This is a genomic window from Erythrobacter longus (assembly GCF_000715015.1).
Classification (GTDB): domain Bacteria; phylum Pseudomonadota; class Alphaproteobacteria; order Sphingomonadales; family Sphingomonadaceae; genus Erythrobacter; species Erythrobacter longus.
Map to the genome: position 1 here is coordinate 992,369 of NZ_JMIW01000001.1, position 16,165 is coordinate 1,008,533.

General features: G+C 56.4%; 14 protein-coding genes. 4 read left to right on the plus strand and 10 right to left on the minus strand.

The genetic code is table 11. From position 1 onward, the window contains the following. Positions 1 to 10: 10 nt before the first annotated feature. Together EH31_RS04870 and EH31_RS04875 are read right to left on the minus strand one after the other, a co-directional pair. A complete protein-coding gene (locus tag EH31_RS04870) occupies positions 11 to 757 on the minus strand; it encodes a hypothetical protein (RefSeq protein ID WP_034958409.1) in 747 nt (248 codons plus the stop codon). Next, on the minus strand, positions 744 to 2,852 hold the full coding sequence (locus EH31_RS04875) for an adenylate/guanylate cyclase domain-containing protein (RefSeq protein ID WP_051698936.1): 2,109 nt from the start codon (positions 2,850 to 2,852) through the stop codon (positions 744 to 746). Before EH31_RS04875 ends, EH31_RS04870 begins: the two co-directional genes overlap by 14 nt. Before the next feature lie 280 nt (positions 2,853 to 3,132). Between EH31_RS04875 and EH31_RS04880 the strand changes: the two genes are divergently transcribed. From EH31_RS04880 to EH31_RS04890, 3 genes are read left to right on the plus strand one after another with little or no spacing between them, the layout of a single operon-like run. Further along, positions 3,133 to 3,633, plus strand: coding sequence for an STAS domain-containing protein (locus tag EH31_RS04880; RefSeq protein WP_241765826.1), 501 nt, complete (start codon positions 3,133 to 3,135; stop codon positions 3,631 to 3,633). Between the two features lie 20 nt (positions 3,634 to 3,653). Then, a complete protein-coding gene (locus tag EH31_RS04885; RefSeq protein ID WP_034958410.1) occupies positions 3,654 to 4,619 on the plus strand; it encodes an MBL fold metallo-hydrolase in 966 nt (321 codons plus the stop codon). Between the two features lie 20 nt (positions 4,620 to 4,639). Beyond that, entirely contained in the window at positions 4,640 to 6,676 is a 2,037-nt protein-coding gene (locus tag EH31_RS04890) for a CHASE2 domain-containing protein (protein ID WP_034958412.1), read from the plus strand. Here the strand turns inward: EH31_RS04890 and EH31_RS04895 are convergent. Together EH31_RS04895 and EH31_RS04900 are read right to left on the minus strand one after the other, a co-directional pair. Then, positions 6,673 to 7,302, minus strand: coding sequence for an OmpA family protein (locus EH31_RS04895; protein ID WP_034958413.1), 630 nt, complete (start codon positions 7,300 to 7,302; stop codon positions 6,673 to 6,675). The two genes, EH31_RS04890 and EH31_RS04895, sit on opposite strands and share 4 nt — an antisense overlap. Next, positions 7,302 to 7,751, minus strand: a complete 450-nt coding sequence (locus EH31_RS04900; RefSeq protein ID WP_034958415.1) for a FecR domain-containing protein — start codon at positions 7,749 to 7,751, stop codon at positions 7,302 to 7,304. Before EH31_RS04900 ends, EH31_RS04895 begins: the two co-directional genes overlap by 1 nt. 37 nt (positions 7,752 to 7,788) lie before the next feature. Between EH31_RS04900 and EH31_RS04905 the strand changes: the two genes are divergently transcribed. Beyond that, a complete protein-coding gene (locus EH31_RS04905; protein ID WP_081853218.1) occupies positions 7,789 to 8,202 on the plus strand; it encodes an ATP-binding protein in 414 nt (137 codons plus the stop codon). Between the two features lie 17 nt (positions 8,203 to 8,219). On the opposite strand, the gene EH31_RS17795 is transcribed toward EH31_RS04905, so the two are convergent. Genes EH31_RS17795 through EH31_RS04935 form a run of 6 tightly spaced genes read right to left on the minus strand, consistent with a single transcriptional unit; the run spans position 8,220 to position 16,165 of the window. After that, on the minus strand, positions 8,220 to 10,586 hold the full coding sequence (locus EH31_RS17795) for a hypothetical protein (protein WP_199796995.1): 2,367 nt from the start codon (positions 10,584 to 10,586) through the stop codon (positions 8,220 to 8,222). Beyond that, the gene (locus EH31_RS04915) at positions 10,583 to 10,984 is read right to left on the minus strand and encodes a GtrA family protein (protein WP_034958416.1); all 402 of its coding nucleotides are present in this window, start codon (positions 10,982 to 10,984) and stop codon (positions 10,583 to 10,585) included. The genes EH31_RS17795 and EH31_RS04915 overlap by 4 nt, the downstream gene beginning before the upstream one ends. Continuing rightward, positions 10,981 to 13,071, minus strand: coding sequence for a hypothetical protein (locus EH31_RS04920; RefSeq protein WP_034958417.1), 2,091 nt, complete (start codon positions 13,069 to 13,071; stop codon positions 10,981 to 10,983). Before EH31_RS04920 ends, EH31_RS04915 begins: the two co-directional genes overlap by 4 nt. Then, on the minus strand, positions 13,064 to 14,236 hold the full coding sequence (locus EH31_RS04925) for an FAD-dependent oxidoreductase (RefSeq protein ID WP_051698938.1): 1,173 nt from the start codon (positions 14,234 to 14,236) through the stop codon (positions 13,064 to 13,066). Before EH31_RS04925 ends, EH31_RS04920 begins: the two co-directional genes overlap by 8 nt. Further along, positions 14,236 to 15,327, minus strand: coding sequence for a hypothetical protein (locus EH31_RS04930; protein WP_034958418.1), 1,092 nt, complete (start codon positions 15,325 to 15,327; stop codon positions 14,236 to 14,238). Before EH31_RS04930 ends, EH31_RS04925 begins: the two co-directional genes overlap by 1 nt. Beyond that, positions 15,320 to 16,165, minus strand: a complete 846-nt coding sequence (locus EH31_RS04935; RefSeq protein ID WP_241765827.1) for a sugar phosphate isomerase/epimerase family protein — start codon at positions 16,163 to 16,165, stop codon at positions 15,320 to 15,322. The genes EH31_RS04930 and EH31_RS04935 overlap by 8 nt, the downstream gene beginning before the upstream one ends.

Sequence of the window (16,165 nt, forward strand, 5' to 3'; positions counted from 1 at the left end):
TAGCGTTCTTTTAAGAAGCTTCGGCCTCAGCGATATCGCCAAGAGCTTCAAGCTGCTCCATACAACCATTTTCCGCCAGAGCCGCCGCAAGTGCATCGGGCTGACGATAGGTTTCAGTCAGCGCGACAATTTTCACTTCAACCGCTTCGCTTTGTGCGCCTTCAGCTGAAGGCCCCGTGATCGTGTATGTCGAACCATCAGCGAGCTTTAACCCTTCAGGATCAAGTGCACGGTCTGGTTCGGTTGAGACAAAGCTTACGTCGACCTTCGTCTCTGACCCTTGTTCCGCGATCGTGTAGGTTGCACCTTCATCGGCAGTCGGACGCCAGAGCTGGACATTTTCCAGATCGTACAAGCATGTGGTGCCCGACGCGGCGACATTGACAAGCCATAGGTTAGGCATGCCGGCCGAACCCTTGGCTCCGCCACGCACAGCCCCGGTGCGCGCTCTGTTCGAGGCGCCTTGACGGGTGAGACGAGCGAAACGAGCCCGCGTGCGGGTTGCCCCTTCGCCTACGCGAAAAGTGCCCGGCCCTTGCATGACCTTTGTGCCGCCATCCACCAAAACTGTGATTTTATCGCCAGCGCGAAGCGTGATTGTCGACGAATCTGCGACCTTTTTTCCCACCGGATAAGTTCCGGCAGAAGGCCCAGTGGATTTCACCACAACACCAGCGGCGGCTGCCCCTGATACTGACAAACACGCGCCTGCAAGCGCGAGGCCCAAAGCGCGGGCCTTAGATTTAACCGAGAACATATGCTCCCCCATTGTCCAAATTACGAATTCGTGTTGCGTAGTTTTCTAGCGCCGAATCCTCGGGATGACCAGCGACCACTTGATCAATTAACTCCACCGCTAATTCATGATTGCTATCTATAAGCTGAACAGCTTCTTCAAGTTTGTGTTTGTCTTCTACGGGAAAGCCCGGTTTTGGATGATAGATATCCACCGGCTGCGCCCTTCCGCGAAGGACAATGCGGCCCATGGGGACCCACCAATCAGCCTTGGCTTTCTCGATAATCTCACGGCTGGCAGAGACATTCGATTGAAGCGGTTTGTTCGCCGCTTCCAACCGTGCGGCCGTGTTCATGGAATCGCCTAGCGCGGTGTATTGGATGCGGGTTTCACCGCCGAAGTTACCCACGACAGCTTCGCCATAATGCAACCCGACGCGGGTTTTACCGATCTTGGGCAATGAGGGGTCCATTTCGGCGACTTCCCTACGGAAATCCTCGCCCGCCTGCCATATCGCATAGCCTGCGTTCAAAGCGCGCACTGCGTCGTCTTCGCGCGCAATCGGAGCGCCCCAGAACGCGACCACCGCATCACCCACATATTTGTCGATCACTCCGCCATGGTCGAGCACCACCTTGCTCAGCATCTCAAGATAGCGGTTGAGGAGCTTTGCGACCATTTCAGGCTCAATTGCGTGGCTCATCTTGGTGAAGCCCTCAAGATCGGAGAACATCACATAGATGTCACGCTTTTGCCCGCCCAGCGACAACAGATCAGGTTCATCAATGATCGCCTCGGCGATGTCTTGAGGGATGTACTTGCCAAGCGCACCTTGCGCAAAAGACCTCTGAGCGGCCCCTGCAGAACGCGCCGCCGCCGTCACCACCGTAAAGGTGATAATCCAGGCAACCAGCCATCCAACAGCGGGCAAGCCATAAGTGTCCACCTCGTTGAAATGGAGGACGAAGGGAAGGCCGACATATATTGCCCCCAACCCCAGCAACAACGGCACCAGCTTTTGGGCGGACCATTCAAGCAGCGCGACCACAATCGCGCTTCCCACAACGACCAAGGCCATGACCCAAATGCTCCACATCGGAATTTGCGTCAGCCGCTTTCCGTCAAGCATTTGCGCGATGAGCTCACCATGGACAGAAAGCCCAGAAGGCTCTGCGCCTGTCCACGATGTAAACGAGGTCACCACCCGGTCATAATCGAGAATATCCCCGCCGATCAGAACATATTTGCCCTCAATCTCTTGGGCCACAAATTCGGCCACTGCAGGATCAAGGTCGAGGAAAAGCTCAATCGAAAGCGTAAGGAACAAAGGCTCTTCGACCACCGCTTGCGTGTCAGGGCTTTCCTCGGGATCGTCGCCAAAATCTGCGCGCAGGGGCCTGCGGTATTCAATCGCGCCTTCATAACCTTCAAATTGCGCATACGGCCCGCTTGCATCCTCAAGCATCGCGCGCCCCAAAAGCGGGGGCAATTCGGGGACAATATCGGGCCACACACGGGTCGCGCCAAAGTCATCATCAAGGCGGATGCTGGCCCGCTTTGCATTGGTGCCGCCGTCTTCGACCGCATTCATAAATTCGTCGAGGAATTGCTGCTGTTGATACATAATGTCGTTCGAATTGGTGGCGACGGTTGCATAAGCGATGGATGTCGGCGTCTCCATTGCGCGTAGCGTTTCAACAAGATCAATGTCTTCGGCCTGAGGTTGATCGAACAGAATATCAATCCCAATCGCCTTTGCGCCCATGCCATCGAGATTGCGCAGCGCCTCTGCCAATGCACCGCGCGGCAGGGGCGAGCGTTTTTCAAGGTTGATGAGCGATTGATCGTCGAACACAACCAAAACGATGCGATCGTCCTGCTCAACCAGGTCTGCTGCAAGATAGGCGCGCGTGTCGTACAAAGCGCGCTCTGCATCGCTGGTGATTGCCGTGGGTTCCTGACCACCGGGGAGCGCCCAGCTATACCGGGCGATGAAGATCGAAAAGGCCACGAAAATGACCATCCCAATGATTTGCACAGTGCCCGCTTCGCGAAGCCCGCGAACGTTGCGCGCAAATGCACCGATGCGTTTTTTCCTGGTGGCGTCAACCGCCATTGCCAATCCCCCTAAGCCCCAAATCACAGATACCCAGACATCAGATACCGTGTCGTTCGAGCTCTGAAAAAGCAGGTTTACCTCGGGCGAGCAAGCGCAAAGGTGCACCTTTGGACTTTGCGCTTGCTCTAACAGTATTCTCACTAGGGGTTACCACATAAGACCGACCGACGCCCTCGGCGAGGCAGACCTATGAAGGCTCGGGTGATAGGAAAAATAGGAAAAAATTCACACTCTGGTGCTTTCATACAAAGCACAAACAAAACCAATCAGGTCGTCCATGGAACACATCGCCCAAATCGCGCCGATACTTGGTGCATACAACAAGAACTACGCACCGCCGCGCGTTGCAACCTTGCCGGTTGTTCGCAGATCGTTTGGCATCTGCGTTAACTCACGCTATGCAAAGCAAATGTCGGGTGATGTGTTGCAATGGACGAGCAGGGAACAGGAGGGCGCTTTGGTGCTTTTGCCAGAGGGCCGTGTCGATGAAACAAGCGCCGATTTCTTCAAAGAATACCTTGTAAATGCAGTCGGCACCGAACTCGAAACCGCCATTATCGACCTGTCAGGCATCGAATATATGTCCTCGCGCGGTCTTCGTGGGCTAACTTTGGCACAAAGGGCCGCCAATGAGAGCGGGACGACAATTGTGCTGGCGTGCCCGAATGATACGATGCGCGAAATCCTTGCCATTAGCCGTTATGATATGGTCTTTAGGGTTGCTGATACGATTGAGGATGCAACCAGAGATCAGGGCGCGGATCAGGGCGGGAATTAGCAAAGCATTGAGGGGGGAATATGCAGGTCCGGTTTTGGGGAACTCGTGGCTCGCTACCGGTTGCGCCAAGCGCGTCGACCGTTGCAGACAAGATTGCCGACGCACTCCTCCACGCGCAAGGAAAGAGCTTCCCTGACAAACAGGCCGCTCTCGACTTTGCCCATAACGAGCTCGAATTTGCCGTCGGCCAGGGATATGGCGGGGCGACAAGCTGTGTCGAGATCGACGTTGGCAAAGGCGCTTTTGTCATTTGCGACATGGGATCGGGATTGCGCGAGCTTGGGCTTGATACGTTAAGGCGCTTGTCAGACGGGCACCGCCCCAAGGAATGGCATTTCTTCCTATCGCACCTGCACTGGGACCACATTATGGGTTTCCCATTCTTCGTGCCCGCTTTCGTGGAAGGCGCAAAGGTTATCATTCACGCAGGGCATAGCGACGCAGAAACAGCGTTGCGTCGCCAACAGGAAGAAATCTCTTTCCCCGTTCCGTTTCACTGGCTCAAAGCCGACATCGAATTTCGCACGCTTGAGCCTGGCAAAGAATACCAGATTGGCGAGCTCACCGTTGGTCTGACCCGCCAAGAACACAGCCACGACAGTTATGGCTATCGCTTTACCGATCAAAAGGGCCGCAGCGCGGTTTATTCCACCGATGCCGAATACAAGATCGACAAGATGGACGAAGAAGACGACATGGCGCACTTCATGTCAGGCGCGGATCTGGTCATTGCCGACACCATGTATTCGCTGGCCGATAGCGTTTCGATGAAAGAGGATTGGGGACATTCCTCCAACATTGTCGCGGTTGATCTATGCCATCAGGCGAAGGCCAAACGCCTTGCCCTGTTCCACCACGAACCGACGTATTCGGATGCCGATATATCGCGGATGTATGCCGAAACCATGCGCTATGAAGAGCTGGTGCGCGAAGGCGAGCCGCTGGAAGTGCTGTGCTCTTATGACGGGTTTTGCGTTGAGCTTTAAGAGCCAAGCGCGATAGGTTTATGCAACCCAAAACCAAAAGAGCGATCACTGCCGCGGTCCTTGCGGGCGCTCTTATCGGCGTTGTGATAAGCGTGTTTGGCGGAGAGTTTCAGCGCCGCCTTGTCTTTGACAGTTGGCAACAATGGGCCCCGCGCAGCAACACCAGCGATGACGTGGTTGTTGTGATGATCGACGATGAAAGCGTTAGGAAAAAGGGCCAGTGGCCATGGCGACGTACCGATGTCGCAGCCCTCATCGAAAACATCGCCATTGCGCAGCCTGCCGCGATTGGCGTCGACATCTTCTTTGTAGAGCCAGACCGGCTTGACCCGAAGAATTTCCTCGCGCTTTACAACGAGGATGCATTGGCGCCTGCAACGCGTGACAGAGTGCTCGAATTGCCGGGCGGTGATCAGTATCTCGCCAGCGTTATCGAAGAAGCGCCAACCGTCCTTGCCCGTGTGACCACCACCGACAAGACGCGCGGCATTGGCGAGCTCACCTTTGAAAGCATCGAAGGCAAGCCGCCTGAAGGTATTGCGAAGGCTGACTATCTGCTCACAAGCATAAAGCTCTTGGACGACGCCGCGCCCGCAAGAGGAGTGGTCGATGGCCCGCCCGATGCGGATGGTATCGTTCGCAGAGTTCCCCTTTCGATCATCGCGGGCGAGACGACAATTGCCGGGTTTGCCCTTCAGATCGCCACTATGACGCGCGGGGGCGAACCGCCTGAGTGGACCGAAGATGGTCTCAAGCTTGGCGAGACCATCATCCCCTCGGACACATCCGCGAACCTCGAGTTCAAGATGACACCTGAGTGGGATGCAAATGTCATCACCGCGCTCGATGTATTGAACGGCAAGTTCAACGTTGAAGAAATGCAAGGCAAGGCCGTCATCGTCGGCTTTGGCGCAACGGGCACAACGGACATTGTCGCAACGCCCGTCGCGAGCGAAATGCAGGGCACTTTAGTGCAGGCACAGGCCGTCGATGCGATCTTGAACGGGCACTGGCTATCGCGGCCCGGCTGGGCTCAGGCGCTGGAATTGGCATTTGCCCTTGCCCTGGTCGCCATGCTTTTGGCCGGGGGGCTTGGTATTGCAAAATGGCTGTTTGTGCCAGCAGGTGTGCTCGCAGCGGCCCTGCCCATCGGGTCCTTCGTCGCCTATGACAGCGCAGGCTTGCTGATCGACCCTGCGCGCCCGCTCATCATCGCCCTTTGTGCAGTCATCGCTCTGGTGCTGGTGCGCTATGCATTGACCTTTGCCGAACTAGTCGAGAAACGCATCGTCACCGCCGAGCAGGAGAAAGAGAACGAAAGCGCGCGCAAGCTGCAACTGACCATGGTGCCAAGCGCCGCCCGGCTTGCAAAGCTGGGCACACGGACAGAAATCGGCGCTGTGCTGGAGCCTGCCAAATCGGTCGGCGGCGATTTTTACGACGCGATGGAATTGGAAGGAAACCGGCTCGCATTCCTTGTGGGTGATGTAAGCGGGAAAGGCCTTCGTGCAGCCCTATTTATGGCGCTGTCGAAGTCGGTATCGAAGAACAATCTCCTGCGATCAAGCGGCGATCTGGAGGCGGCTGTGAGGCAGGTGAACGCCGACCTTATGGCCGAAGAAGACGAAGAGATGGACCTCACGATGCTTGTGGGCGTCATTGATTGTTCCACCGGCCAAATCGAGATGGTCAATGCAGGGCATGAAGACCCCATGCTGGTCAAAACCGATGGCAGTGTCGAAGTCGTCAAAATGCGCGGTGGCCTGCGGCTTCGCACCCTTGATGATTTCCCCTACAGCGTCGAGACGATTCAGCTTCAAGCGGGCGAAACTCTGGTGATCATCACCGATGGCGCGACCGATGCCATGAACATCAAAGAAGACCGTTTTGGATTGGAGCGGGTGATGGATGCGCTTGGCTCTGGCGGTGGCAAATCTGCGCCTGACCAGGCCAAGGCAATCGCCAGCAAGGTCCGCGCCTTCGAACGCGGCACGGACCCTGCTGATGATCTGACAATTCTTGCCCTACGATATCTGGGCAATGACACAGATGATTAGCGAATAGTCACAACGGCGACACGGTAATCGCGGGCGACATAATCTTGGCCAGAATCGATGATCGATTGCGCCCACCACAATGATCCGGGAAGTTCATCAATGTCATCCTTGTCGACAGTGATCTGTCCCGCTTTGATCCGCTCTTCCACTTGCGCACGCACTGCGGCAGCTCGTTTTTCTGCAAGCTTTGTGTTGAGTTCAACACCGCCCGAGACATCGGTGTGGGCTGCGATTTCGATCTCAAGCCCCGGGCGGCCCTGGATATTTTGATTGAGCCATGCCTGCAACCGGTCCAGTTCAGACGGCGCAAGCGTGTCTTTGCCAACCGCGAAGTAGAAATACTCTCGCACAGGCTCTGACGGGAAATCATTTCCGAAATTCGCGTATTGCGGATCGGCTTCATCATATTGCCTGACCAGATGCGCCGCTTTTCCGCTCCTTAGTTTTGCCTGCTGACTGACATCGCCAAGGTAACCCATGCGCCCATCATCATATTCGATGACAACACCGCCAATGTCTTTGCCTGATTGCGCCGGTGCAAGAAGCGTCACGCGCTCTTTAGAAACAGCGCACCCTGCCACTGCAAAGGCGCTGAGACATGCGATAATTCCAAGAGATTTGCGCATTATTCATCCACCTCAATCACGAAAGTGGTCCCACGGACGCCCAGCGTCGATGTCGGCGTTTTGAATTTCATGCGGCCAGAACGCGCCAATTCACCTGAATCAACCCCGACCTTGCCGCGTTCAATGGTCATCTGGGACTCGCCCGTGCGGCGCTTACGATCGAAGCGATAGCTCGAAATAATCATCCGGCTTTTCGGAGCGACAACCATGCGGGTATTATCAACAAAGGTGATGCCCGCTCTTTGGCCTGCCCGCGTCACGACAATATCACCTTCGCGCAAACGAAATCCGGAAGTGCCTTGAAGCTTGCCGCCGTCGCGCACGACTTCGATACCGCCTTGCGTCACATTCTTGATCCGCCCGATCGTATCCCCGGCATCAGTTTGCGCAACGGCGGGCTGAGCCGCCAACGCAAAAATTGCGGCCAGAAGTAAAAATAGATTTCGCATATACCCTCCCCAGTCAAAGCTGTGTTAGCATACAAATATGGGGCAATGGAGACGATTTTCGGCGTTTGTTACAAAAGATAGCAACTGTGCGCCCGCCGTCCGGCATTCGCTACAATTCGCCCGCGCTTTTTTGGCCGATCACACTTGCGAGCCAAGACTTCGTGTAAAACTTGCGATCATGGTCGAAGAGCTTGTCACGAATTCTTTGCGCCATGGCGGCAAGTCTCAAGATCTGTCGCTCTTGCTCTTGCTAAAAGCCGACGGGGACGCGGTCACGCTCAAGATCGAGGATGATGGCCCCGCGTTCGATCCGCTCACTGCACCGCCGGTCACCGGACCTGATCCCACAACCGGGGGCGGAATTGGCCTTGCGATCGTCAATGCATGGGGAGAGGATGCGGTTTATTCGCGCGTTTTACAAAACAACGTGCTCCGACTGACGTTGCGCTGAGCAAAGCGAGCACACGGCTATGGCACGCGTTGAAAGAGCGCTGCATCGCAATCTGGAACTTGTGCAAAATCCGGAAAACGCCCAATTGCATCGCCGGGGCGGTTGCCGCGGAAGATCACATATTCAACGTCCCATGTCTCGAAGAAGGCTGCACGCGCTTTTTCATCCAAACGCCCTTCGGCCATATTGCGCGGATGCATCATGGTTTTGAGCGAGGCAAGCGCACCCGCTTTGGCTGCGAACTCATCATCGCCGATGACCAAAATCCTTGCGCTTGGATCGCTGGCAACGCACCGCTCCAACTCTGCCACCTGCACGTCGGCTTCGAATTGGGCCCAGTTTTGGTCACCAGGGTTTACGCGGTAAACTCCGCCCAGGGCTTGCACCACTGCGAAACCGGCAATCCAAACGCCGATCAGGATTGCGGGGCAGTGGGCGTAAAACTGCCTTTGACGCTGCGTCCGCCCCCTCGCGATTTGCCATGCTGCGATGACCAGTAAGCCTGCCCAGAACAGCCCCGAGTAATACCGATATTCAAGATAGCCCGTGACAACTTGAGGCAGCATCATCGCAGCCAGAGCAAACACAAAAAGCACAAGCGTCCAAAACGGCTCTGATAACTTTGCTTTTGCGGGGGCACCGGGGGCTCTGGCGCACAGGATTTGGGCTCCACCCACACATCCGACGGCAAGGCCAATGGCTGCTCCAAACGGGCTTAAGAGAAGCGAGGCCGCATTCATCGCCCACTGACCAGAATTGCCAATCACCTTGAGCGCCCAGCTGACAGGATCATCGGACCAATCTGGCTGCGGCTCTGGCCACCAATCGGTCACAAATGCTCGCGTATCAAGCGTTGTGGCAACAGCGGAATTGTCCGTTGCAAACACGGTCCCGAACGTGGTGAGAGAATATGCGATCCAAGGGGACAGCGCGACAATCGAGGCCACCAATGCCAGAGCCACACGGGCAGGATTGCGCGTGATCCATAGAAGGATCACAGCCACAAACACCGGCAAGAACGCTGCATCAAACCGGTTCATCACCGCAAGCCCAGCGACAAATCCAACCACCGCTGCGCGCAGTGCGCTGATCTTATTACCCGGCAAAAGGCCTTTGAGAACGCCGGCATAGAGCAGCAATTGCAGAGGTATTGTGCGCCCTGCCTCAAGCTCATCCCAGACCATGCTTGGCCCAAGCAAGAGGACCATGGCCGCCGTGAGCCCAACCCAACGCGTTCCAGTAATCTGGCGTCCAAGGCTCTCAGAAAGGAGAGCAAATGCAAAGTAGCTCAGGAACGCGAGATAAAGCCCCGTGCGTGCGCCCGTCCCAAGCGTCGCGTCGACCATTGCAATAAGAGTGGGCCAAAGCGGAGCAAAGGCGCTCGAATACTCCGATACGCTGGTAAAGCTGCGCAAATGGTTGAAGCGGTAGAAGTCGGAAAAGACTGTCTTGCTCAGCTCATACAAGGCCCAGCTGTCGGGCGAGTAATCGGGTGCGGCGATGACGCTAAAAAGCAGCGGCAACAGCACAGCGGCTGAAATAAACGCAGGCCAGGCGAGCGAGGCGTATTTTACCGTTGATTTATCGGGCGTATATCCGCCGGTCGCCGCCGTTACTGTTTCCCCAAGGAGGGCAAGTTTGGAGCCAAATCCGCCGATCTTGGTGGGCACTTTCCCGCTGTCAGGATAGCGCCGGATAACCGGGACATGATCGACCTTGAGGCCCAATTGTCCTGCGCGCACCGTCAGGTAGAAAAGAAGGTTGTACACCTCGAACTGATCGCGAAACGGGCGAACATCGGGGTGCGCCAGATAGCGCGCAGAATAGGCCCTGAACCCGTTAGTGGTGTCAGTAAAAAGATGGCGCCCCGCCAAGCTCAAAATCGGTGCATGGATCAGGCGGTTGGCGATTGTCCGCTCGAGCGGGGTGTTCTCAGCCTCGCCGCCGGGAAGGTAACGCGACCCTTGGACATAATCACAGCCCGCATCGAGCTTGGCAATAAAATCGGCGACCGCCTCGACCCCGTCCTTGCCGTTGCCGTCAATCGTGACGATGCCAGCATACCCTTCGCGAAGGCACCACGCATAAGCCATACGCAATTGTGCGCTGAGTTTGCCGGGGCCGGTCTTGGTCAAAACCGCGCGAACACCGACAGTCTCAACAAAGTCTGGGTCAAGCGAACCGTCGGTAGACCCGCCGTCCGCGACAATCACATCGACGCGGAGATCGGCAGCCCTGATCCGGGCGAGCTGGCAGCGAATGCGCTCCCCTTCGTTGATGACCGGAATGACGAGAGCGTATTTGTGGGCCTTGGCCGCGTATATCGCCGCCTCGTGGGAAGGGACCTCCCAATCGGCATCGTCCAGGTGGCCAGCGCCCGTCATGATGCGCTCCTATGCGATGGTTTTGCACCAAAGACAAAGAGCTTGCTCAAGGTGAAGTTGACGAAGAATGATGCCCCCGCCCCGCATATAAGGATGAGGAGAGCATATTCTGCGCCCATCCAACCCGCGAGAACGGCAACAACGCCTACGCGCACGGCCAGAGTTAGCCCTGCAACAGCTGCATATTTGGCGGCTCGTGCTAGCGACAACTGGCGAGCGCCTGCTTGAAAGCTCCACAGTTGATGAAGCACATAATTTGCAGCAGCTGCGCAAACAAAGCCGATCACCGCCGCCAAGGCCAATGGCACCGATCCTAGTTCATGCAATGCATAGGCAATGGCAATATCGAGCACCACGCCAACCACCGTGACCGAAAAGAAGCGTAGCATTTCGTTCATTGCCCTGCCTCCTTGATCAATTGATCAATGCCTTCCGAAAGGCTTGGCAAAGCAGCATAGTCGACGGGCTCGTAAACACGCGCGAAACATTCAGCCCAGCCAATGGCCGATCCGTCCAACACTTCAAGGGTGAGGCGGGTTTTCTCGCCTGCTTCAACGGGTGCTGACACTTCGACTTGCCGCGCATTGGCAATGCCATAGCGCGGAAAATCGCTCCATTGCGGCGTGGTTGCCGCGCGCGTGAAGGGCGAATCTTCGGTCACGGTGAGGAGTGCGGTGCGCGGCTCAGCATCAAAGCCTTCGCGTTCAATAAAGACAGATGCGATGCCAGATCGGGGGCTTGTGATAGTCAACTCAAAGCTGGCAAAACCCCAATCGCTCACTTCGCAATTTGCATCTTCCTTGATAGAGGCATCGTCGGAACGGATCCACAAGACGTGCTGATCATTGCGAGCAATTGGGCGGTAGAGATCGCGCAAGTTTTCGAAGAAGGTCCAATTGGCCCTCTCGTTCCATCCTGCCCAGCCGGTGTAGTCGGGGGCGATAGTGGTCACCGCTACGGCTCTGCCGGTCAGCGCCTCGATGTAATCAATGCGGTTCTGCTCACCCAGCGCGTGGATGATGGAGCCAACAGGCGCCGGGCTTTTTGTGCCTGCAGCGACATCAAGCGCCGAAGTGTAGACCGACAAAAGGCGCCTATCTCTGGGAAAGCCGCGGCGCTCAAGCTCCGCTGAAAACCGCTTTATTGCAGCGAGGTCCTCGGCCATTTGCGGTGTGACGTAAAATCCCAGCTTTTCTGCATAAACGGTGCGGTTGGTGCTCGATGCCGTCTGGGCAAAATGCATCCCATCGGCTGCGATCATTCCGGCGCCTGCGACGCCAGCTAAAACAGGAACCGCAAGCCTTGGCGAAAGGCGCAATAGAGGCTTGATGCGTGCAAAGAGCGCATTCTGGAACACGATAAGCGGCGCACACAGTCCCAGCACAAAGGTGATCGCGTTGTATTCTGAACCGATATGCCCACCGATTTGTGGGATCAGCGCAGTGCCCACCACGCTCGACCCTACAAAGATAAAGGCACTGGTCCGCGAGATCGATCCGCGCCCCGCCAAGCGCCTTGCAATTGCAATAATGACGCTTGCCGTCAGCACGATCAGGCTGAATGTGGAGAGCAATTGCCCTTGCATGAAGATGCTCGGCAAATCGGTAATGCCCAGCACCCGCGCCTCGCGGTTCCAAGGGGCGAAATACCAATATTGGTCGCTTGGCACATCGATGAAATTGTACTGGAGCCAGCCGCCGGGCTCGCCATGCGTTACCAACAGCAGGACCGCTCCCGCCGACACCGCGACGCCAAGCGCAAACAGGACAAGCGACTTTGCGAGTAGCCAGACGTCCCGGAAGAGCCCTGCGCCAAGACCGATACAACTTGCGATGACAAGGGGTATCCCTGCATCATTAGACCATAGGAGCCCCGCGCCCGCTGTAAGCCCGAATACAAGTGCAGGCCTCGCACGTTCAGTGGCCAGAATACAGCGCAAGGCCCAGACGAAAACAGGGAGCACAAAGAATGGCAAAGCACCGCGCAGTGGCCTTAGTGAAACACCCGGATCAAAGGTCGCAGGGTACGGCAAGCCAATGACATTCGCCATCAGCGCGCCGACGTAATAAAACAAAAATATCAGCAGCAACGCCCACATCCATCGCCGCTTTTGCGCAACTGGTTTCAGCATCCAGATGATCGCATAAGCGCCTGCAAAGCACCCCGCCATCACCATCGCATAGGCGGAGACTGTCGAGGCCCACAATGTCTCACCAAAGGCCATAAAGCCGGGCAAAAGCGCCAGGATCATTGTGATCCCAAGATAGGATTGGAACTCCTCGCCCAGCTTTGCTCCATCGGCAAAATTGTCAGCTGCAAACCATGTCTGCATCGCGCCATCGATAGAATGGAGGCTGTGATCAAACAGCAGCGTTGCACCGCGCAAAGCCACCAGCACAAAGCCAAGTGCCGCCAGAACAAGCCATCCGCGCCGCCCCTTGAATAAAGAAGCGAGGGGGCCAAAAAGACCCGCTCCCTCAGGCATATTGCGCCCCCAGCACAAAACCGGAATGCAAGGCTCCAAACTCAGGCGCTGTGCTCTTCACCGCTTCGAACAGGTCGTAAATATTGTCGATTTTTCCGCCAAGGATCGAAATCACACGGCCAGCGCCGGGGGATTGATGGTATAAAATCGGGCGCCCATCATCCTGCTCGTTCTTCACCAGAACCGTCTTCACCTCGTAGATTGAGCGGTGATAGGTCGAGCTTCCCAAGCACGGCAAATACCGCTGTGCATCGCGCAACATGAAGGCGTAACGCGTCTCGTAATGACGCTCTGCAAAATGGCGATAGGGATCGCACACGCTTGAATTTCCGGCCCCTTCTTCATCGCTCCAGCTTTCGTGCGGCGTATAGCGCACATGGGTGAGCGAATAGAGCGAGGCGGAAGGGTATGGCATGGCGGAGAAGAACGGGCCATCCATGACTGTAACTGCGCGTGTGCAAAGCTCGGTTGGCGGCTCAATCAAGGCAAGCTCTGCGACCTCATATTTGAGCCGTGCTTTGGGTAACCCGGCCTTTTCAAGCACGCTGTTGATTTGGGCATAGGTGATATTAAAGGCATACCGCGCCGTGATTTCGCTCCCATCGCCAAGCCCTGCAACAACACCGTCGCGCCGCGCTTCCAGGCCCTGAACCTCGGTGGAAAGTCGCACCTCGATGCCAGCCGCCTCAAGCCGCTCGGCCATTTTATTTGCGAGGACGCAATAGTCGAAAGCGGTTTCGAAACAGGCGAAGACTTCTTCGACCATATCGTCATTGAACAGCGCCCGGTCATTGGGCGATGCGACCTCGATGGGTGCGCCCATATCGCCGAACATCCGGTAAAACTTCTTGGCGGTCACCTTGGAGCGCCGCTTTGCAATCGCATAAAGCATCTGAAATTCATCGACGATCGCTTCGGGGAAATCTTCGAGGAATTTTCGATGGAGCAACATGGATTTGACCGCTGTGACGGCCGAACGTGGGTAGTGGAAACCGGTGTGCACGCGCGCTTGGTTCACGCGAGAGGCGCGCGTCATCAATGCGTCCGATGCCTCCACCAACAGCACCTTGTCCGAGATCGAGCGGAGGTAGAGCGCAAGGCAGCAGCCGTAAAAGCCGCCGCCAATGACGATGTAGTCATATGTGGTGGGAAGCGGGCGCGTCATTAGCCATTATCGCCCTTTGTTTCGGGGCGCCTGGTTTCAGAACGCTCGGTTTCGAGCGAAGGCAAGTCATCGCTCCGCGCCCAATTCTCGCTTTCAAGCTCAACATTCAGATCAACGGCGACTTTTCCGAAAAGGTCAATCCGGTTCACTTCTTCAGACACGCGCTCGCCTTTATCGCGGGCCTGCTGACGCAAGAGATGTTGCAAACCAAGGCTTAGCCCCAAGGTCGAAACACCCATGAAAATCGCGCTCACCGCCAGCATTGTGTTTGTGGTGAGCCAGCCGGGCGCAAGGGTGTCAACCAGCAGCAATGCACCGATTATCCACGCCGCATAGGCAAGCCCCACAAGGGTGAGGATCGTGGAGGAAATCGCAACAACCGAAAGAATGATCGGGGTAAGATACACCAGCAGCGTTTGCAGCAATTGCATCCGGCGCCCCATATCTTTGCCGATATCTTTGAACGCGCCGCGCGATGCGACTTCCTCAGGCGCTTTGTATGAAGAAAGCGGCAAGCGCGGATCGCGTGGAGGGTAACGCAAGGCAAGCCGCGGCTCATCATGGGCAAGGATGTGATTAAGCAGCGTTCGCGGCATCGCGATCGATTGAAAATCGCTGGGGTAAACCGCAAATCCCGCAAGCCGCCCAAGCGCAATGAAAGGCCAGCTTAGAAGCGATTTGAACGGTCGACGCTTGCCGCAATTGGCGAGCGCAATGGCGTTGGCTCCTTCCGCGTGGTTGAGGAAGGCGCAAACATCCATGTGCGCGATCTCATCTTCCTGCGCGATCAGGACCAGATCGCCAATCGCCTCTTCAGCGGCGATAACGCGGCGTTCGTAATATTCCGTGCCCTTGCGCACGACGAAGAGGCGTACATCGCTGACCTCTTCGACCAGAGGCAGGAACGCATCGCGCAAGTGATCTTCGACCACCAGAATGATCTCGCGAAACCGGTACACTTCATCAAGCGCATCAGCGACTTTGCGGATTGTCCCAAAAGTCTTTGCATTTGCCAGAGGCGTTGCAAAACAGACAGATATAACCGTATCCTCGCGCTGTTTGGCAAAGGCTTTGGCGGCAGGTTCATGCATCGGCTCTCTCCCCGAAGATCCCTGCTGCGCGCGCTGCTTTCGCAAGCGCTGCGATTGAGGATTTGACCGCTTCTATGCCGCTATCATCGCGGCGCATTTCAATCGATACCGCCTTGGAATATCCCGCTTTCTCAAGCCCTGCCAGAATAGGAGCCAAGGCGTGTGGGTCCGCAGGAGCCGGTGCCAAATCAGGCTCGCTGACATGCACATGGTTTAGCTTGGTCTTAGTGTCTGCAATCAGCGCTGGCACCGTATCGAAGCTTTCGTTCATGTGCATAGCGCCAAGATCAAGGATCGCCGCGATGCCTGCGTGATCGACGATGCCAACAAAATCAGTGGCCTCGCCAAGAGTGTTCAGAAAGTTTGTCCCATATGCTGCTGGATTGGCTTCCACGGTAATACACGTCCCCGCTTGGCAAGCCCTATCGCCCAGCTTGCGAAAGACTTCGGCAGCCTCGTCGACGGCGCGGGCCATCTCCATGCCATCGGGGATACGGCGTTGTGCAGGGGAACCAAAAACAAGGTTGGGAATGGCAAAGCGGCCCGCCAAATCAATCGCCCGCTGCATTCCGGTGACAAGAGCCGCGCGCGCTTCCTCACCATCGAACAGGCCAGCGCCTTCAACGCCAAACAAAAGCGACTGCATAGAGACGAGCGAAAGCCCGTGATCGCCCATTTCCGCCAAGGCATCGCGCGCCGTTGCCTCATCAGGCACAAAAGGATCACTGCTCGCATGGAAGAACAGCCCCGGCGCAATTTCAAGCCCGGTAAAGCGAGCTTGTGCCATTGCGGCATAGGCCTCAAGCCGTTCTTCGGGAGCCCAGGCAATGTTCGACAT